The organism is Pseudomonas savastanoi (assembly GCF_020917325.1).
Classification (GTDB): domain Bacteria; phylum Pseudomonadota; class Gammaproteobacteria; order Pseudomonadales; family Pseudomonadaceae; genus Aquipseudomonas; species Aquipseudomonas amygdali.
The window spans coordinates 4503514-4524456 of sequence record NZ_CP076652.1 but is presented as its reverse complement, the minus strand read 5'-3'; the positions used below and the strand labels follow the sequence as shown (position 1 = coordinate 4524456).

The window sequence follows — 20943 nt, the reverse complement described above, 5'->3', positions numbered from 1 at the left end:
CGGGGTCTTGTTTTTTGAAAAACCCTTAATTATGGGGAGCGACCGCTCTGTTCCGGTGCTTTCAAGGTGATAATCAATATCCTTTTAAAGTTTTAAAAATGACTTATTTGTGGTTTATGGTCTGTTTTGTGACTGTGCGGCCTTCTTATGCCTCTAGTCGATGTTTGGCAAAGCTGCTACTCTCGGCGCGCTTTTTGATCAGTCATAAAGCGAAAAAAGCGTCTACTGCATAATTCCAAGCACAAGAAAATCATCGCTTCAGGCGATGTGAAGAATTCGCTATCGCTACGGAGCCGACTGAATGATTGAAAACTTCTGGAAGGACAAATATCCGTCTGGTATCCCCGCCGATATCAACCCTGACGAATATCCCAATGTCCAGGCTGTCCTGAAGCTGTCCTGCCAACGCTTCGCCGACAAACCGGCGTTCAGCAATCTGGGCAAGACCATCACCTACGGCGAACTGTATGAGCTGTCCGGCGCGTTCGCTGCCTGGATCCAGCAACATACCGACCTGCAGCCGGGTGATCGCATCGCCGTGCAGTTACCCAACCTGTTGCAGTACCCGATTGCCGTCTTTGGTGCCATTCGCGCCGGGCTGATCGTGGTCAACACCAACCCGCTGTACACCGCGCGGGAAATGGAACACCAGTTCAACGACTCCGGCGCCAAGGCGCTGGTGTGTCTGGCAAACATGGCGCACCTGGCCGAAAAGGTCGTGCCCAAAACGCAGATCAAGCATGTCATCGTTACTGAAGTGGCCGACATGCTGTCGCCGCTCAAGCGGTTGCTGATCAACAGCGTCATCAAATACGTGAAGAAAATGGTCCCGGCCTATCACTTGCCCAAAGCCGTCAAATTCAACGATGTGCTCGGCAAGGGGCGTGGCCAGCCAGTGACCGACGTGTCGCCCGGCAGCGTCGATGTTGCTGTGCTGCAATACACCGGCGGCACCACCGGCGTGGCCAAGGGCGCAATGCTGACTCATCGCAACCTGATCGCCAACATGCTGCAGTGTCGGGCGCTGATGGCTTCAAACCTTGGCGAAGGGTGTGAAATCATCATCACGCCGCTGCCGCTGTATCACATCTACGCCTTCACCTTTCATTGCATGGCGATGATGCTGCTCGGCAATCACAACATCCTCATCAGCAACCCGCGTGATCTGCCGGCGATGGTCAAGGAGCTTTCGAAATGGAAGTTCAGCGGCTTTGTCGGACTTAACACGCTGTTTGTGGCCTTGTGCAATAACGAGGGTTTCCGCAACCTCGACTTTTCGGCGTTGAAAGTTACCCTGTCCGGCGGCATGGCCTTGCAGCAGTCCGCTGCCGAACGCTGGAAGCAGGTCACTGGCTGCCAGGTCTGCGAAGGCTATGGCATGACCGAGACCAGCCCGGTGGCTACGGTCAACCCCGCTAAAGACGTGCAGATGGGCACCATCGGTATTCCTGTGCCGTCGACGCTGTGCAAGGTTATCGACGATGCTGGCAACGAGCTGGCGTTCGGTGAAACCGGCGAGCTTTGCATCAAGGGCCCTCAGGTCATGAAAGGCTACTGGCAGCGCCAGGAAGCTACCGATGAAATGCTCGACAGTGATGGCTGGCTCAAGACCGGTGACATCGCGATCATCCAGCCCGATGGCTACATCCGGATTGTCGATCGCAAGAAAGACATGATTCTGATCTCCGGTTTCAACGTATACCCCAACGAACTGGAAGACGTGCTGGCCACGCTCCCGGGCGTGTTGCAATGCGCGGCAATCGGCGTGCCGGACGAGAAGTCAGGCGAGACCATCAAGGTTTTCGTCGTGGCCAAGCCGGGCGTTACCCTCACCAAGGAACAGGTCATGGAGCACATGCGCGCCAACCTGACCGGCTACAAGGTGCCGCGTAGCGTGGAATTCCGGGAGGTCCTGCCCACCACCAACGTCGGCAAGATCCTGCGTCGCGAGCTTCGTGATGAGGAATTGAAGAAGCTGGGCGTGAAGAAGTAGGGCGGAGCGCCGCACGATAGTTGCGATTATCGTTCCGCACGCTCCAGCGTGGGAATGCAGGTCTCGACGCTCTGCGTCGCAAGAGGACGCGCAGCGTCCGGAAAGGCATGCGACGCAGAGCGCCGCACGATAGTTGGATTCTCGTTCCCACGCTCCAGCGTGGGAATGCAGGTCTCGACGCTCTGCGTCGCAAGAGGACGCGCAGCGTCCGGAAAGGCATGCGACGCAGAGCGCCGCACGATAGTTGAGATTATCGTTCCGCACGCTCCAGCGTGGGAACGCAGGTCTCGACGCTCTGCGTCGCAATTAGGACGCGCAGCGTCCGGAAAGGCATGCGACGCGGAGCGCCGCACGATAGTTGCGATTATCGTTCCGCACGCTCCAGCGTGGGAATGCAGGTCTTGACGCTCTGCGTCGCAATGAGGACGCGGAGCGTCCGGAAAGGCATGCGACGCGGAGCGCCGCACGATAGTTGAGATTATCGTTCCGCACGCTCCAGCGTGGGAACGCAGGTCTCGACGCTCTGCGTCGCAAGAGGATGCGGAGCGTCCGGAAAGGCATGCGACGCAGAGCGCCGCACGATAGTTGAGATTATCGTTCCGCACGCTCCAGTGAACTGCCCCCCAAAAGTTGGACGGTTTAGCTTGCCGCCTGAGCCCTGTACTTTACGGGGCTTTGACCGTTGAGCTTCAGCTTGATGCGGTCATGGTTGTAGTAGTGGATGTACTCATCCAGACCTGCTTTCAACTCATCGATGCTTTCAAACTGTTTCAGGTAGAAAAACTCGGATTTCAGTGTACCGAAAAAGCTTTCCATTGCCGCATTGTCCAGGCAGTTGCCCTTACGGGACATGCTTTGTTTGACGCCTCGTACCGATAGCTTATGGCGATACTGCGCATGTTGATACTGCCAGCCCTGGTCCGAGTGCATCACAAGCTTCGGCTCGTCCTGCAACTGCTGAAGCGCCTTGTCCAGCATGCTGGTGACCAGCTCAAAGCTCGGCCTTGTCGACACTTCATACGCCACGATTTCACCGTTGTACAAGTCCATCACGGGTGAGAGATACAGCTTTCGATTGCCTACCTTGAACTCAGTCACATCGGTCACCCACTTCTGGTTCGGGCGTTGCGCGCTGAAATTGCGCTCCAGCAAATTCGGCGCAATGGTTCCGATTACGCCCTTATAGGAGCGGTATTTTTTGGGGCGCACCACTGATCGCAGGCCCAGTTCTGCCATCAGTCGTTCTACAACCTTCTTGTTGACCAAAATACCTGCATTGCGAATGACCGCCGTGATACGCCGAGCGCCATAAAGGCCTTTCTCCTCGTGGTAAATGCTTTCGATTAACTGTTTCAAAGCAGCATCGGGATCGGGTCTGGATTGCACCTGAACCTGGTAGTAAAACGTGCTGCGTGCCAAGCCCGCCAGCCTCAGCAGAGCGCAAAGCGGGAACCGGCCCCTCAGTTGCTTGATGATCAGGGCTTTTTCGGTTGCCGTCGTTTCTGCTCCTTCAGCTCTTCCAACTTTTTTAGGTAAGCGTTCTCCATGCGCAGATATTCAAGCTCGCTCATCAACTGGTCGCGCGTCTTCTGCGTATCGTCGGCGGTTACTGGTTTGGCGGGATAAGGCTTCTTTGGCATGGCGACAGGCTTTCTTCTGGCAGGAACATACGGGGCTGTACCGCTACTGTAATGCCGCTTTTCCCAAATGACTATTTGGCCGGGATCCCCGATACCAAAATGCGCAGCGGCCTGACGGAGCGACAGCTTGTGTTCACGCCTGTGTTCAAGCACTGAGCGCTTGAAAGCTTCGCTGTATCGAAGACCAGGCTTGCGATGGCCGGTGTGACCATGACTCTTGTAGTTAGCGACCCAGCGTCGAAGCAGACTGAAATCGATCGAGAACTGGCGGGCTACCATACGAAAGCCCATGTTGCCTTCAAGATACGCTTTGACGACAGTGAGCTTGAACTGTTCTGAATACTTACCCATTTGAACACCCCCATGAGGTCGGATTGGTGTCCAACTTCTTGGGGGCAGTTCACCAGCGTGGGAATGCAGGTCTCGACGCTCTGCGTCGCAATGAGGACGCGGAGCGTCCGGAAAGGCATGCGACGCGGAGCGCCGTACGATAGTTGAGATTATCGTTCCTCACGCTCCAGCGTGGGAATGCAGGTCTTGACGCTCTGCGTCGCAATGAGGACGCGGAGCGTCCGGAAAGGCATGCGACGCAGAGCGCCGCACGATAGTTGAGATTATCGTTCCGCACGCTCCAGCGTGGGAATGCAGGTCTCGACGCTCTGCGTCGCAAAAAGGACGCGGAGCGTCCGGTATTGCGTACCTCATACTTTGTTGTAATTGAGCCGTGCTGCCGGCAAACCATGGCCGCGATGGATAGCCTGACACTCAGGCCATTCGTCACGACCCGCCACAATCTGCGACAATCCGCACCTGCCATTTGAAAAAAGACCCTGCACGCCTGATGACCGACGAATCGCCCTCTATCGACCAACTTCTGAAAAGCCTCGACCAGGCGATGATCAGCGAACGTCATCGCCTGCGCCGTCAGTTGCATGACCTGCGCAAAAAACCTGACGAGGCGAAGCTGGCGCAGTGGGTGGCGCGGGTTCAGGCCTCCTGTGCGCAGGTGACGGCGCGGCGTGAAAGCGTGCCGACGATCCGTTATGACGACAACCTGCCCATCGCCGCCAAGCGCGATGAGATCAAGGAGGCCTTGCTCAAGCACCAGGTGCTGATCATTGCCGGTGAGACCGGCTCCGGCAAGACCACCCAATTGCCGAAAATCTGCCTGGAAATCGGTCGTGGTCAGCACGGTCTGATCGGCCATACCCAGCCGCGCCGGATTGCCGCACGCAGCGTGGCCAGCCGGGTGGCCGATGAGCTGGGCACACCACTGGGCGCGCTGGTCGGTTATCAGGTGCGCTTTGAAGATCAGAGCGACAGCAACACGCTGATCAAGCTGATGACCGACGGTATTCTGCTGGCCGAAACCCAGCATGACCGCTTCCTTGAACGCTACGACACGATCATCGTCGACGAAGCCCATGAGCGCAGCCTGAATATCGACTTCCTGCTCGGTTACCTGAAAACCCTGCTGCCACGCCGCCCGGACCTGAAGGTCATCATCACCTCCGCGACCATCGACCTGCAGCGCTTTTCCGAGCACTTCAACGATGCGCCGGTGATCGAAGTGTCCGGTCGTACCTTCCCTGTCGACCTCTGGTATCGCCCGCTGACCAGCGAGCAGGACGAGGAAGGCAACAGCGTGGAAGAAGACCTGACAGTCGATCAGGCCATTCTGGCCACGCTGGATGAGCTGGCGGCCTTTGAGCGTAGCGAGCGCAAGAGCCCGGGTGACGTGCTGGTGTTTCTGCCCGGCGAACGCGAGATTCGCGATGCCGCCGAGGTACTGCGCAAGGCGCAGCTCAGGCACACCGAAATTCTGCCGCTGTACGCACGCCTTTCGCCTGCCGAACAGCAGCGTATCTTTCAGTCCCATCCAGGTCGTCGTGTGGTGCTGGCCACCAACGTCGCTGAAACCTCGCTGACTGTGCCGGGCATCCGCTACGTGATCGATACCGGTACTGCACGTATCAGCCGCTATAGCTATCGCGCCAAGGTCCAGCGCCTGCCGATCGAGGCGGTGTCGCAGGCCAGCGCCAACCAGCGCAAAGGCCGTTGCGGGCGCGTCGAGCCCGGTTTGTGCGTGCGTCTGTACAGCGAGGAAGATTTCAACGGTCGACCTGAATTCACCGACCCCGAGATACTGCGCACCAACCTGGCAGCGGTCATCCTGCAGATGCTGCACCTGCGTCTGGGCGAGATCACCGATTTCCCGTTCATCGAGCCGCCGGATGGCAAGGCGATCAGCGACGGCTTCAACCTGTTGCAGGAGCTGTCGGCAGTCAATCGCGAAAATCAGCTGACCCCGCTGGGCCGTCAGCTGGCGCGCCTGCCGGTAGACCCGCGCATGGGCCGCATGCTTCTGGAAGCTGCGAAGCAGGGCAGCCTGCAGGAAGTGTTGATCGTGGCCAGCGCCATGTCCGTGCAGGATGTGCGTGAGCGTCCACCCGAGCGTCAGCAGGCGGCTGATCAGGCCCATGCGCAATGGAAAGACGCCGACTCGGACTTTGCCGGACTGGTCAATCTGTGGCGTGGTTTTGAAGAGCAGCGCCAGACCCTGACGGCCAGCCCGCTGCGTAACTGGTGCCGGCGCAATTTTCTGAATTACCTGCGCCTGCGCGAGTGGCGTGATTCTCATCGGCAGTTGAGCCTGATCTGTCGCGATCTGCAACTGACGGTCAACAAGGAACCGGCCGATTACCCGAAATTTCACAAGGCCATTCTCTCCGGCCTGCTGAGCCAGATCGGGCAAAAGGCCGACGAGGGTGACTACCTTGGCGCAAGGCAGCGGCGCTTCTGGATTCACCCGTCTTCCGGGCTCGGCAAGAAGCGCCCGCAGTGGTTGATGACCGCCGAGCTGGTGGAAACCACCAAGCTGTACGCGCGCATGGTGGCCAAGATCGATTCGGACTGGATCGAGCCACTGGCTGGCCACCTGATCAAGAAAAATCATTTCGAGCCGCACTGGGAGAAGAAGCGCGGGCAGGTCGTAGCGTTCGAGCAGATCACCCTGTTCGGCCTGATCGTGGTTGGTCGCCGTCCGGTGCATTACGGGCCGATTGACCCGGTGGTGTCGCGCGAGCTGTTCATTCGCGAAGGCCTGGTGCGCGGTGACATCCTGTCGCGGGCCAAATGCCTGAGTGCCAATACCCGCCTGCTGGAACAACTCGATGAGCTGGAGGCCAAGGCTCGACGTCGCGATATTCTGGCTGACGAAGACACCTTGTTCAGCTTCTATGAAGCGCGAATCCCGGCCGAGATTCATCAGACGGCGACGTTCGACAGTTGGTACAAGACTGAAAGCCAGAAGAACCCGCAACTGCTGATCATGCGCGAAGAGGATGTGCTGGCCCGCGAGGCCAGTGAAGTTACCGCCGCGCAGTATCCGGATACCTTGCACCTGGGCGACCTCAGTCTGTCGCTGAGTTACCACTTCGAGCCCAACCACCCACGTGACGGCGTGACCTTGCGCGTCCCTGCGCCCCTGTTGCTGTCGCTGCCTGCCGAGCGCCTGGAGTGGCTGGTGCCGGGCTTGCTCGAGACCAAGAGCATTGCGCTGGTGCGCAACCTGCCCAAAGCTGTGCGCAAGAACTTCGTGCCGGTCCCGGATTTCATCAAGGCCGCGTTGCAACGTATTACCTTCGGCGAGGGCTCATTGCCCCAGGCGCTGGGGCGTGAGCTTCTGCGCATGACCGGCGTGCGGGTCAGCGACGAGGGTTGGGCCGAAGCCGCGCAGCAGCTTGAAGGTCATCTAAAGATGAACCTGGAAATCGTCGATGGCAGCGGCAAGTTTCTCGGTGAAGGGCGCGATCTGGCCGAACTGACGGCGCGCTTTGCCGAGGCGAGCCAGGCCGCACTGGCCGTACCGCAAACCGCGAAAAGCCAGCAGCCGGTGCAGGCCAAGGCCTTTGCTGCAGTGGCGCAAAAGACTCAGCAGAATATCGCCGGGCTGTCGATGACGGTTTATCCCGCGTTGGTCGAAGAGGGCGGAGCGGTCAAGGAAGGCCGGTTCTCCACGCAGGCCGAAGCTGAATATCAGCATCGCCGTGCGTTGCAGCGTTTGCTGCTGCAACAGCTGGCTGAACCGGCGAAGTTTCTGCGTAACAAACTGCCGGGGCAGACCGAGCTGGCCTTGTTGCACCGCGAGCTGGGCCGCATCGATGCGTTGATAGAGGACATCCTGCTGGCCAGCCTCGACAGTTGCGTGCTGGAAGGTGAAGCCGAGTTGCCGCGCGACGGTGCCGGCCTGTTGTCGCTGGCTGAGCGCAAGCGCGCCGACTGGACCGAACACGCCGAACGGCTGGCGAAGCTGACGCTGGAGATTCTCAAGCTGTGGCACGGACTGCAAAAGCGCTTCAAAGGCAAGATTGACCTGTCCCAGGCGGTTGCCCTCAACGATATCAAGGCGCAACTGAGCAAACTGGTGTACCCCGGTTTCGTGCGTGAAACCCCGGCGGTGTGGCTCAAGGAACTGCCGCGCTACCTGAAGGCCATCGAGATGCGTCTGGAAAAACTGCCAGGTCAGGTGCAGAAAGACCGGGTGTGGAGCATCGAGCTGGCAGGCCTGTGGACGCAATACCAGACACGTGCCGACAAGCACGCTCAGGAAGGCAAGCGTGACCCGGAACTGGCGCTGTATCGCTGGTGGATGGAGGAATACCGCGTGTCGCTGTTCGCTCAGCAGCTAGGCACCAAAATGCCGGTGTCGGACAAACGGTTGAGCAAGCAGTGGAGTCAGGTGGAGGGCTGATCCTGCGTCCGGCCCTCAGTACAGTCAATTGCCGCTATCGGGCCTATATTCATTGGCCCGATAGCGCCAAAACCGGGCTCTGTGGCACACTCCGCGCCTGTCTTCACCGTGTCATGAAATGCTGCTCTCTGTTGCGGGCAGCTTTTACAGTCGCACTGGTACGTTGGTCCCAAAAACAGTGGGCCTTCGGACACCGTGCCTGAGCAGGTGTTTACCTGCAACTCAATAAGAGAGGAACGACCGTGCACAACGTCGTCATCAGCGGCACAGGCCTGTTTACCCCGGCCAACAGCATCTCCAACGAAGAGCTGGTGCAGTCTTTCAATGCCTATGTCGCACAGTTCAACAGCGATAACGCAGCGGCTATCGAACGTGGTGAAGTGGAAGCGCTCAGTGAGTCCAGCGCTGCGTTCATCGAAAAGGCATCGGGCATCAAAAGCCGCTTTGTCATGGACAAGCAAGGCATTCTCGATCCGCAGCGCATGAAGCCCAACCTGCCGGAGCGCAGCAATGACGAATGGTCGATCCTCTGTGAGATGGGTGTAGCTGCCGCCAGACAGGCGCTGCAACGCGCGGGCAAAACCGCTGCCGATATCGACGGTGTAATTGTTGCCTGCTCCAACCTGCAGCGCGCCTACCCGGCGATCTCCATCGAGATTCAACAAGCGCTGGGAGTCTCCGGTTACGGCTTCGACATGAACGTGGCCTGTTCCTCGGCCACCTTCGGCATTCAGGCAGCCTGCAATAGTGTGCAATTGGGGCAGGCCCGCGCCTTGCTGGTGATCAGCCCGGAAATCTGCACCGCACACCTTAATTTCCGTGACCGTGACAGCCACTTCATCTTTGGTGACGGCGCCACTGCCGTAGTGGTCGAGCGTGCAGACCTCGCCACCTCGCCTTACCAGTTCGATATCGTCAGCACCCGCCTGCTGACCCAGTTCTCCAACAACATCCGCAACAATTTCGGTTTTCTCAACCGTACCTCGGACGAGGGCCAGAATGCGCCGGACAAGCTGTTCGTGCAGGAAGGCCGCAAGGTGTTCCGCGAGGTCTGCCCGATGGTCGCCGAGCTGGTCGCTGCGCATTTGCAGGACAACGACATCAACATCACTGACGTCAAACGCTTCTGGCTGCATCAGGCCAACCTGAGCATGAACCAGTTGATCGTCAAGAAACTGCTGGGTCGCGATGCCACGGTCGAGGAAGCGCCGGTGATTCTCGACACTTATGGCAATACCAGCTCGGCAGGCTCGGTCATTGCGTTTCATACCTATCAGGATGACTTGGCCAAGGGCGCGCTCGCCGTGCTCAGCTCGTTCGGTGCCGGTTACTCGATTGGCAGCGTGATTCTGCGCAAGCGCTGATAGCGCTTTATGGGCAGCGTCTGGATATCAGACGCTGCCTGTCATATCCCGTTATGTCACCTGCACCCCGGCGGATCTTTATCGTGTTGGCTTTTTCCGAAGCCATCACGGGTATCGATCATGTTCAACGCCTACACCACGCCTGAAACGCCAGTCTCGCCTGGTTCCCTGTCTGCCTCACGACAACTCGACTCTGCGCCATTCGACGTGGAGCATCCAAATGCCGGATTTATCAGAGGCAACCTGCCTGACTGGTATTTGAACGCCCCGGCGACCTTGCGCCAGGCACTGCACGCCAGTCATCAGAAAACCCTGCGTTCCACCCATGCGCTTGGGCCCGTTCGCAATCGCCTTTTATCAGCACAAGCATTCGCAGCGCCTCTGCTGACGCAAGCGTTTTTCGAACGCTTCGAACTTCCATTGGATGTCGAAGCCTTTCAGCTGATGACCTGGCGTTACGACAGTTCCTGGAGGCCGAATCCTCTTGAACAGACGCTGTTGCAGGCCGCCTTGCAGAACTTCGCCTCCAGTAACCGAAGCCGCTTCGATCCGTACTCGGCAATACTTCGTACTGGAGGCCTGCGTTACTGGCTGATCGACAGTGCTCAGCGCAGGTACAAGGTGGAATACAAGGACCGTCTTGATATCGACCTTGAGCAATTCGCTGATTTTTGTCATGAACTGGATCTTGGTGGCCAGTATCAGACGCATCTGGACAGTGTATTCAAACCTTCCACGCCAGACGCTGCGAAAGCGGTTGCTGCTGTTTTTATCGACGGTGAGCGCGATGCTGTCGAGGTGCTTGCGCACATTGCCATGATGAAGGGTGATGTCAGCGAAGCCGCTTACCAGATGCTGTTGAGCGTAGTGAAGCCCGACGTCCATGCGCAATGGGGGGGCAGGGGGTTGCGCTATTGTCAGTTGCATATGCTCGATACCTACGCTTTTTCGGGCTGCCTGTTGCACGGGGCTTTGCTGATTCAGCAGGAGATTGCTGACCCTGACAGTGGGCCTTGTCTTGTCTATATGCCTTCAGAGCCGTCACACCCGCTCAAACAGTTCGCGTCACTCAGGGCCTTCAACGACAGCCTCGTGGCAGCGCTCGACAGTGACAGTTACAGGCGCTATTTCAGCCGCTTCGTCAGGCTTGACCAAAGTCCGGAATTCTTTGCGAAGCTGAAATCGCGGCTCTACCCGGTCCAGGAGCACACGCTGGACGTCAATGCCGACCTGGTGTTGCAGGCGCAGCCATTTTCCAAGCCCCCGTTCGAGTTGCTTTACGACCACCTGCTGGCCAAAACCTACGGCGATTCACGGACCATAGCGGTGCCGTCTGCGCAGGCTGATCAGCTAGCCAGGGATGCGCTGCTCGACAACCTGAAAAACAGTGGCATGGACATACTCAATGCGGCCGGGCTCTTTGTGCCTGTGCTGGGTGAAGTCATGGCCGTGGTTGCTCTCTATCAGCTTGTCCGCGAAGCGTTCGTTGCCTACGAAGACTGGACGCACGGGGAAGTGGAAGAGGCCATGCAACATGTTTACAACATCGCGGAAAACGTCGCTCAGACAGTGGTAGTGGGCAGCGCCATTGGCGCGCTCAATCGGCTGGAACCGTCGATGTTTATCGAAAGCCTGGTGCAGAAGAGGGTGGATGGATCGGTTCGTCTTGGAAAGCCGACTGTTGGCGGTTATGCGGATACGATTACGTTGCCTGACGGTTTGCGTGCCAATCCGCTTGGGCTTTACGAATTCGACAGCAAGACGTGGCTGCCAATGAACGGCAAGCTGTACCGCGTTGAAGCAGACGCAACCGGAAAAAACTGGCGTATCAGGCACCCGCAGGATCAGCACGCCTACTCGCCTAAGCTTGAGCACAACGGGGCCGGTGCCTGGCGTCACGAGTGGGAAAACCCCATGGGCTGGGATGAAGTCACAGCGTTCAGGCGGCTTAATGTGACGTGTGATGCGTTCACCGAAGAAGAGATCTCGCGGGTCTTGAGCATTACGGGCAGCAACGAGGCGTTGTTGCGTCAGATACATGTCGAAAGTCACCCGCTTCCGGCTCTGCTGAGAGATGCCATCCAGCGCATGGAAATCGAGCGGGGCTTGCAAGCCTGCATAGACGCCCTCAAGGCAGAAGAGTCCTCGCCAGTGCCTGTCACTCATATCGAGCCATGGATGAAGCTGCTGGTGTCGTCGCCGCACTGGCACAAGAGCCGAGGGTTGTTAGTGTTAGACGCAGACGGAACCATGCTCGACGCCTGGAACGTGGGGGCGCATATGACATTTTCATCCAGTGTCGTGGGCGCGACAGAAGACCTCACGCAGGCGCTCGGCCAATTGCTGGAAGGGCTGACACCCGATGAAGTCAGTCATCTGACGGGAACCAGCGGTGCAGATAAAACTTCGCAGGTTCAAGGTTTCAAACGTTATCTGGCCGACTGTGCGCAACTTCACATGGGGCCGTTGCTTGACGAGGTTTATGCCCTGCACAACCGCAGCAGTGAGCCGCTGGTCAAGCTGATTCAACGCGATTTCAGCAGTGTGCCGGACAGCATCGCTTTGGAACTCATCGAGATGGCGAGCGATGCAGACACCGCACGGATGACCTCGGAAAAACGCATCCCTCTTGAGCTTGCCGAGCATGCTCGTGAGTATCAGCAGCAACTGCGGATAAACAGGGCCATCGAAGGCTTCTACCGACGCTCGTCGGGCAATCCGGACACCTGTGCGGCTGCGCTTGGCATGTTGCCGTACACGCCGGGCTGGCGTGGCGACGTTTCAATCGATCTGCTCAAAGACACGCTGGAGGGCGATGAGATCGCGAGCCTTGAAAGTGACCAGGCGACTGTCGTGCATCGGGTTCTGATCCGAACCGAAGAGGTATTTCAGCCCTTCAATCAGTTGGGTGAGTCTATAGGTGAGGCCGGTCAGAGCTTTTTCAGTGCTCTGCTGAACGCGCTTCCTGATGAGGTGCGTGTCAACATCGAGTTGCCAGTGAATGCGGATGAGCAGCACCTGCGCAGTCTTTTGTGTCGTATCGCCTCTGACAGACGCGAGCGGATAGCGGAAATCCTGCAGTTGCAGCCGATCAAGCCGGGCATCAAATGGCCGCAACGACTGCACGATGGCCGTGTGGGGTATCCCCTGAGTGGACGTTTGCGTGGCCTCTTCCGCAGGCTCGGCATTGGTGCGCCCAGCCACTCGCCGGAGCTTGCGGTAAAAAGCCTGTATCCGGATTTTTCCGAAGAGCAGGTTACGACGTTTCTTCAGGCGCTGCGTGCAGAGCACACAGGTTCTGCCTCGCAATTGACGAACTTTGTTCGACAAAGGCTGCAAGGCCTCGCTCAGGAACTGAGCACTTTGCAAACCAGCCTGGACAGTTGGGTACTGCAAGCTGAGCCCTCGTCAATGCTTAGACCGAGGGCAATCGCGGCGTTGCGAATTCGCAACTGCTGGAGGCGCCTGAGCGCTCACTGCAGAAACTATCAGGGTGAGTTTTTGGGGTATTCGCTTGATCTGGAGGGTCTACGCATAGGAAACATGCCGCAGGTATTGGCTGACTTCAGTCATGTGGCGGTTTTAAACGCTCGAAACATGCGGCTTACCCATTCACAGGCTGATGTATTACTTAAGCATTTCAGCAACCTGCATTCATTGAGCCTGGATTTCAATGCGCTGCAATCCCTGCCAGAGTCGATAGGGCGGATGACTCAACTCAGAGAGTTGTCACTCAGACACAACCCGCTGGTCTGGACCGACCAGTGCAACGCCGGTTTGCGCAATCTGAGCCGACTGGAAGTTCTGGACCTCAGTTTTTGCTCGCTTGGGCGGAGCACGCGGCTGAGTCCGCTCAACGCACTGCGCATGCTTTTTTTACGATCTACAGGTATTGAAAGGGTGCCAGAGTGGAACTGGCGCAGTTCTGATCTGATGCTTCTCGACCTTCGTGACAACCATATCTCGGACATAACTACCCAGGCGCTCGCCCTTATTGATCGCTCCCTCAGCGATAATCGTCTGAATATACATTTGAATGGTAATCCGCTGAGTGTGCAGACGCATGAACGGATCAGAGTGCTGCGTGAGCAAAGGTATCAGTCCCGTTTGGGTATCAGCCATAATCGCTTGTTGCATCAGGAAACGCCTGCCCTTAAGACCTGGCTTGGCGGTGCGAGTGGTGAGCAACTGGCTGCACGGACAGAGCTTTGGCATAACGTGCAGGACTGTTCCGGTTCTACGGATTTTTTTCAGGTGCTGAGCGACCTGACCACTTCAGCAGACTTTTTCAATGATCGTAAAGCGCTCACGACACGGGTCTGGACGATGATGGAAGCGGCTGCTGAAAATGGGGAGCTGCGTCGGCAATTGTTTGATCTTGCCGCCCATCCTCAAACCTGTGGCGATGGTCTGGCGTTAGTATTCGGGGACATGGAAGTTCGCGTTGGGGTGTTCGCGATTACGTCATCCACGCCGGAAGCCGCACGGCCACTGGAGCTGTTCAAGATGACCCGCAGTCTCGACCGTCTCGATGAGGTGGAAAAAATTGCCCGTCGCGATATTGCTCTTCGGATGACAAGCAATAAAACGGTAGATGAAGCCGAAGTACGACTGGCCTATCGAACGGGTTTGCAGGTACGGCTTGGATTGGCCAGCCGGTCCAGATCCATGCTGTTCAGGACTCTGGCGGGGGTGAGTGACGCCGATCTGGATTCCGCCTACCGCGAGATAATTGCGCGTGAAAGTACTCCTGCGTTTTTCGAATCACTGATTGCCAGGGAGTTTTGGATGGATTATTTGGAAATCCGCTACGCCCACGAGTTTGAGCCGGTAAAGCGCCCTTTTGCTGAGCGTCTCGCCGTTCTGGATGAGCTGTCGCCGGACATGCAATCCGATCAACAATACCTTGACCGGGTAAAACAGATCACCAAGGAACGCATGCGTGCGATCAAGGCGTGTGCGATCAAACTTTCCATACAGCTCTCGGACGCTGTGAACGCAGGGCCTCAATAAGAGATACTCTCCATAACGCCTGACAATCCGGGGAATCTGCATGCCCGTTCACGTTATCGACAACCTAAGCACCGTTGCGCCTGCTCAATGGGACGCACTGGTGCCGGGCAATCAGCCGTTCCTGCGGCATGCCTTTCTCAGCGCGCTGGAAGACAGCGGCAGCCTCGGGCCACGCTCCGGTTGGCGTGCCGAACATGTGCTGCACTACGAAAACGATCAACTGGTTGCGGCATTGCCGGCCTACCGGAAGTGGCACTCGTACGGCGAATACGTGTTCGATCACGCCTGGGCAGACGCCTGCCGTCGCGCCGGAATCGCCTATTACCCCAAACTGTTGGTCGCGGTGCCGTTCAGCCCGGTTGGCGGCTCACGCATCCTGTCGGCAACGCCTCAAGGCGGCATGGAGTTGCTCAGCGAGCTGCCGGCCTATCTGCAGAGCGAGGGGCTGTCGAGCGCCCATGTGAATTTCACCGACCCGGCTGCCGATGCCTTGCTTGAATCGCAACCGGGCTGGCTGCAGCGCTTTGGTTGTCAGTTTCATTGGCATAACCGGGGTTACCGCGACTTTCAGGACTTTCTGGACGCATTGAGTTCGCGCAAGCGCAAGCAGATGCGTAAGGAGCGTGAACAGGTGGCGGGGCAGGGCATCGAGTTTGAATGGCTCGAAGGCGCGCAGATGAGCGAAGTGCTGTGGGACTTCGTCTACGCCTGCTATTCCAATACCTACGAAATTCGCGGACAGGCGCCATACCTGACACGCGAATTTTTCAGTCTGCTGGCCGAGCGTATGCCCGAATCGATCCGCGTGGTCATCGCCTTGCAGGGCTCACGGCCTGTGGCGATGGCTTTCAGCCTGATCGGTGACGATAGTTTCTACGGGCGCTACTGGGGTTGCCTGGCCGAGTTTGACCGACTGCATTTCGAGACCTGTTTCTATCAGGGTATGGACTACGCCATCGCCCACGGCCTGCAACGATTCGATGCCGGCGCTCAGGGTGAGCATAAATTGATTCGCGGCTTCGAACCGCAGATCACCCGGTCTTGGCATTACCTGATGCATCCTGGGCTGAAAGACGCAGTGAGCGAGTTTCTCGAGCAGGAACGCGTCGGCGTACTGGCGTATGCCGACGAGGCGAGGAGTGCGTTGCCGTATCGGCAGGTGGAGTAGCGGAGGATAGGCCTTCGCACGTGGAGCATCGGCGCGAGACTTGTGACGCGGAGCGTCACGAAATGCATGCCAACGCGGAGCATTGGCACGATAGTCATGGGTATAAATGGCGGCGGGTAGATCACTGGCCTCTGAAGATCCTGTGGGAGCGAGCTTGCTCGCGAAGAGGCCCATCTTCAATCCACCCCTACAAACCCACCCGTCTGATGCTGCCACAACCGCGCATACAGCCCGCCGCGGGCCAGCAGTTCGGCGTGGGTGCCGGTTTCGGCGATCTGGCCTTTTTCCAGTACCACCAGACGATCCATACGGGCGATGGTCGACAGGCGGTGCGCGATGGCGATGACGGTCTTGCCTTGCATCAAGGTTTCCAGGCTTTCCTGAATCGCTGCTTCAACTTCCGAATCAAGTGCCGAGGTGGCTTCATCCATGATCAGGATCGGTGCGTCCTTGAGCAGTACACGGGTGATCGCGATTCGCTGGCGCTGACCGCCGGACAGCTTGACGCCGCGCTCTCCCACATGGGCATCAAAACCGGTGCGGCCTTCGGAATCCGACAACTGCGGGATGAACTCTTCGGCACGGGCCTTGCGGATCGATTCCCAGAGCTGTTCGTCAGTGGCGTCAGGATTGCCATACAGCAGGTTTTCGCGAATGGAACGGTGCAGCAGCGACGTGTCCTGGGTGATCATGCCGATCTGCGCACGCAGGCTTTCCTGGGTGATTTCAGAAATATCCTGACCATCGATCAGGATCCTGCCGCCTTGAACGTCATACATGCGCAGCAGCAGGTTCACCAGCGTCGATTTGCCTGCGCCTGAAGGCCCGATCAAACCTATTTTCTCGCCCGGTTTGATGTCCAGGTTGAGGTTATGAATGATCCCGTTGCCATTGCCGTAATGGAAATCAACGCCATCGAACCGGACGCCGCCGTTTTCGATCTTCAGCGGCAGGGCGCCGGGCTGGTCATTCACCGTGACAGGCTGCGAGATGCTCTCCAGGCCGTCCTGCACGGTGCCGATGTTCTCGAAAATGCCATTGACCACCCACATGATCCAGCCGGACATATTGACGATACGAATCACCAGGCCTGTGGCCAGCGCGATGGCCCCCACCGAGATCATCGACTGGGTCCACAACCACAGGGCCAGCCCGGTGGTGGTGACAATCAGCACGCCGTTCATGGTGGTGATGGTGGTGTCCATCGACGTGACGACACGGCCAGCCAACTGGCTTTTCTCGGTCTGGTCACGCATCGCTTCACGCGCATACTGTTGCTCATGATTGGTGTGCGCGAACAGTTTCAGGGTGGTGATGTTGGTGTAGCCGTCGACTATCCGGCCCATGAGTCTGGAGCGCGCATCGGACGACTCCACCGAGCGTTGCTTGACCCTTGGGACGAAGTACATCAGCGAGAGTATGAACGCCACGATCCAGGTGCCCAGCGGGATCATCAGGCGCCAGTCGGCCTCGGCGAACAGTACCATGGCGCTGATCGCGTAGATCAGTACATGCCACAGCGCGTCTACCGACTGCACTGCCGAGTCGCGCAGAGAGTTGCCGGTCTGCATGATGCGTTGGGCAATACGCCCGGCGAAATCGTTCTGGAAGAAGTTGACGCTCTGTTTGAGCACGTAGCTGTGATTTTGCCAACGAATCAGGTTGGTCATGCCGGGGCTGATGGTCTGGTGCACCAGCAGGTCGTGCAGGCCGACGAAGATCGGGCGCAGCAGCAGGGCCACCACCACCATCCAGATCAGTTCCGAGCCATGCACGCTGAAAAAATCCTTGGGCGGCGTGGTTTGCGCCAGGTCGATAATGCGGCTCAGGTAGTTAAACAGCGACACCTCGATCAGCGCACCGATCAGGCCCACGACCAGAAGCGCGAGAAACGTCGGCCATACCTGACGCAGGTAATACATGTAAAACGCGAAGACGGTGTTGGGCGGGGCAGGGGTAGGGGCGTCTTTGAAGATATCGATCAGTTTTTCAAAACGACGATAAAGCATTGGCTATCACACCCACGCGACGTGGGTTCTCCTTGATAAGTGGAGGCTCTCCCGTCCGGACCGCACGAAGCCCGAAGGCTCCATGCGGTGCAGGTTTCCCGATCAGTTGACGCGTTTGGCGGACTTGATCAGGATCGGGTCGATTGGCACGTTTTCCATGCCTTTCTGAGTAGTGGTGCGGGCGTTGACGATGTTGTCGACCACGTCCATACCCTTGACGACTTTACCGAACACCGCGTAACCGAAGTCACGTGTGCCGTTGTCGAGCATGGCATTGTCGTTGGTGTTGATGAAGAATTGACTGGTGGCCGAGTTAACGTCCGAAGTACGGGCCATGGCAATGGTGCCACGCACGTTGTGCAGACCATTCTGTGCTTCGTTCTTGATCGGGTCCTTGGTCGGCTTCTGAACCAACTGCTGGGTGAAACCGCCACCTTGCACCATGAAGCCCGGAATCACACGGTGAAAAATGGTGTTGCTGTAGAAGCCGCTGTCGACGTAACCCAGAAAGTTCTGGGTGCTGACCGGTGCCTTGGCGTCCGCAAGCTCGATTTCAATCTGGCCGAAGCTGGTATCGAGTACCACGTGCGTGGCTTTATCCGGGGCAGCCATCAGGTTGGCAGCGAACAATACGGAGCAGGCGGTGAGGGCGATTTTTTTCAGCATGTGGCAACAGGTCCTTCGGTAAGAGATATCGACTGTGACCGGCAAGGTAACCACGTTTGGCGCTCTTTGCCCAGCGTGTTAGAGGGTTTGCGCGGCTTCATGCCATCAGCCAGCGCACCGATGGGCTGCACAAGGTTTTCAGACTCCGATGCTGGCGATGAATTCCAGCAGCGTGCGATTGAATTGCTCGGGCTGGTCCAGTGGAGTGGCATGCCGGGAGTCGTTGATGACTACCAGCCGCGCATTGGGCAGGCGTTTGACGTAAGCCTCCTTGAGCGAGACCGGTGTGTAATCGTGTTCGGCCGCGATGACCAGCGTCGGGCAGGTAATGCGCCCCAGTTTGTTTTCCACACCCCAGCCGACAATGGCATCGAAACTGGCCAGATAGGCGCGCTTGTCGTTCTTGCCCCAACGCTCGGCCATCTTGCGCCGCAGGTCGGCCTGTTCCGGCTTTGGAAACAACAGCTTGCCCAGCGCCTCGCCCAGGGTCTGCATGCTGACGATGCGTGACAGGGTCCAGCGTCTGGCCAATTGCCAAAGGTCGCCTGCGCTTCTGACCTTGACCTGTGGCGCGCTGTTGACGATGCACAGGCTCTTGAGCAGGTGCGGTTGATCGACTGCCAACTGAAAGCCGATCATCCCGCCCATCGACAGGCCGATCAGGTGTACCGGACCCAGACGAAGGTGTTCGATCAGCGCCTCCACGTCATTGCTCATGGCCTGAATGCTGTAGCGCCCGTAGGGTTTGTCCGAGCGACCGTGGCCACGCATGTCCATGACGATGACGCGGTATTGCCTGGCCAGTGCCGGGATCTGATATTCCCAGTCCTGACAGCTGGAACCCAGGCCATGCAGCAACAGGACGGGTTCGCCCCGGCCATACTCTTCGTAGTGCAGCGAGCAGTCGTCGTGTTCGAAAAAAGCCATGTGCCTACTCCTGTCAGGCGTGTTGGGGAGCAGTGAGTGCCGTGGTCAGTGGTGCGGTGTCGAACGTGCGGATCAGGTCGATCAGAATCTGCGTGGCCGGGCCCAGCGACCTGTCCTTGCTGGAGTAAAGATAGAAGGTCGGGTTGCGGCTGCCGCCCTTGTCCAGGCGCAGCGGCTTGAGCAGCCCCTCGCGCAGTTCACGTTCGATCATGTGGCGAGGCAGCCAGGCGAAACCCAGACCGTTGCTGACGAAGGTGGCGGCTGTACCGAGGCTGCCGACCGTCCAGCGCTGCTCTGCGCCCAGCCAGCCGAAATCCCGCGGTTGCTGTCTGCCTGAATCGCGAATCACCACCTGCAACTGGCTTTCCAGGTCCTGAAAGGTCAGTTCGCGATTGGCCTGGTGCAGGGCGTGGTCCGGATGCGCGACGGCGACGAACTCGACCGAGCTCATCTCGGTGCCCAGATGCCCGGCAATGCTGTAGCCGCTGATGGCCAGGTCCGCGACGCCTTCAAGCAACACTTCCTCGACACCCGAAAGCACTTCTTCACGCAACCGCACCCGGCAGCCGCGGCTTTGCGGCATGAATGCGGTCAACGCCCTGACCAGGCGTGCCGAAGGATAGGCCGCATCAATCACCAGCCGCACTTCTGCCTCCCAGCCCTGTTCCATATGGTGGGCGAGGTCTTCCAGTTGGCTGGCCTGTTTGACCAGTTGCCGTGAGCGGCGCAGCAGTACACCACCGGCCTCGGTCAGCACAGCCTTGCGTCCGTCGATGCGTAACAATGGCACGCCGAGTTGTTCCTGCATGCGTGCCACGGTGTAACTCACTGATGATTGCGACCGGTGCAGCGCCTCGGCGGCCTGAGCAAAGCCACCGTGGTCGACTACGGCTTGCAATGTGCGCCACTGGTCGAGAGTCACGCGGGGCGCTTTCATGCTGTAATTCCTCTTAATGTGCTGGCTATTTGTCCTACTCTGACAATCCCGTTTTGGAGATCGCCGAATGAATCGACTGTGCTATGTACTGCTGGTCATGTTGCCTGTGCCGGCTTTCGCGTACCCCATCGAGGTGGAAAAGCAGTATCAGGGCGTGAAGATCGATTACGTGACGCACGACGTCTATCACAACATCGGGTCAATCACCGTCAGCAACTACGGGGATGTAGACGCCAAATGTTCGGTGGTGTTCGTCAACGGGCCAGAGGCGCCGCGAACCCGGCGTGTGCAGGTTGGCGCAGGTCAGAGTATCGACGCTTCATCCACGTTCAATCGCAGCATCATCAAGTTGCGAATCAGGCTCACCTGCCAGCCAGCCTGAGAGTAGAGCGCTCTTATGGATAAAACAAATTTATGGATGGGTTGAGCGAGGGTGTTGAAGTCTTTAATCGATAAATCGATTTTATAACGGC

The 20943-nt window shown here is 58.1% G+C and carries 11 protein-coding genes; 6 read left to right on the top strand and 5 right to left on the bottom strand.

What is annotated here, in order from left to right; translation table 11 throughout:
• Positions 1 to 301: 301 nt before the first annotated feature.
• Positions 302 to 1993, top strand: coding sequence for a long-chain-fatty-acid--CoA ligase FadD1 (gene fadD1, locus KP808_RS19105; protein WP_058408531.1), 1692 nt, complete (start codon positions 302 to 304; stop codon positions 1991 to 1993).
• Between the two features lie 639 nt (positions 1994 to 2632).
• Here the strand turns inward: fadD1 and KP808_RS19100 are convergent.
• A protein-coding gene (locus KP808_RS19100; protein WP_122259038.1) for an IS3 family transposase occupies positions 2633 to 3984 on the bottom strand; the annotation gives its coding sequence in 2 pieces (ribosomal slippage) (positions 2633 to 3525 and positions 3525 to 3984; 1353 coding nt in all).
• Positions 3985 to 4474: 490 nt separating this feature from the next.
• On the opposite strand from KP808_RS19100, the gene hrpA reads away from it, so the two are divergent.
• The 4 genes from hrpA (at position 4475) to KP808_RS19075 (ending at position 15931) form a co-directional block, all read left to right on the top strand.
• The gene (hrpA, locus tag KP808_RS19095) at positions 4475 to 8386 is read left to right on the top strand and encodes an ATP-dependent RNA helicase HrpA (RefSeq protein ID WP_230016688.1); all 3912 of its coding nucleotides are present in this window, start codon (positions 4475 to 4477) and stop codon (positions 8384 to 8386) included.
• Between the two features lie 242 nt (positions 8387 to 8628).
• The gene (locus KP808_RS19090) at positions 8629 to 9750 is read left to right on the top strand and encodes a beta-ketoacyl-ACP synthase III (RefSeq protein ID WP_230016687.1); all 1122 of its coding nucleotides are present in this window, start codon (positions 8629 to 8631) and stop codon (positions 9748 to 9750) included.
• Positions 9751 to 9870: 120 nt separating this feature from the next.
• A complete protein-coding gene (locus KP808_RS19080; RefSeq protein ID WP_326839550.1) occupies positions 9871 to 14763 on the top strand; it encodes an NEL-type E3 ubiquitin ligase domain-containing protein in 4893 nt (1630 codons plus the stop codon).
• A 40-nt stretch (positions 14764 to 14803) separates the two neighbouring features.
• Entirely contained in the window at positions 14804 to 15931 is a 1128-nt protein-coding gene (locus KP808_RS19075) for a GNAT family N-acetyltransferase (RefSeq protein ID WP_054071966.1), read from the top strand.
• Positions 15932 to 16107: 176 nt separating this feature from the next.
• Here the strand turns inward: KP808_RS19075 and KP808_RS19070 are convergent, their stop codons facing one another.
• The 4 genes from KP808_RS19070 to KP808_RS19055 form a co-directional block, all read right to left on the bottom strand.
• Complete coding sequence (locus tag KP808_RS19070; RefSeq protein ID WP_230016685.1) at positions 16108 to 17940, bottom strand: ABC transporter ATP-binding protein; 1833 nt, start codon at positions 17938 to 17940, stop codon at positions 16108 to 16110.
• 102 nt (positions 17941 to 18042) lie between these two features.
• Positions 18043 to 18606 carry a peptidylprolyl isomerase gene (locus KP808_RS19065; RefSeq protein WP_058408526.1) on the bottom strand — a complete coding sequence of 188 codons (564 nt, stop codon included), beginning with the start codon at positions 18604 to 18606 and terminating at the stop codon, positions 18043 to 18045.
• A 138-nt stretch (positions 18607 to 18744) separates the two neighbouring features.
• Positions 18745 to 19533, bottom strand: a complete 789-nt coding sequence (locus tag KP808_RS19060) for an alpha/beta fold hydrolase (protein WP_230016684.1) — start codon at positions 19531 to 19533, stop codon at positions 18745 to 18747.
• A 13-nt stretch (positions 19534 to 19546) separates the two neighbouring features.
• Positions 19547 to 20470 (bottom strand): LysR family transcriptional regulator, encoded by a 924-nt coding sequence (locus KP808_RS19055; protein WP_058408524.1) that lies wholly within the window; start codon positions 20468 to 20470, stop codon positions 19547 to 19549.
• 67 nt (positions 20471 to 20537) lie between these two features.
• Between KP808_RS19055 and KP808_RS19050 the strand changes: the two genes are divergently transcribed.
• Entirely contained in the window at positions 20538 to 20852 is a 315-nt protein-coding gene (locus tag KP808_RS19050) for a hypothetical protein (protein ID WP_058400105.1), read from the top strand.
• The last annotated feature ends 91 nt before the right edge of the window (positions 20853 to 20943 follow it).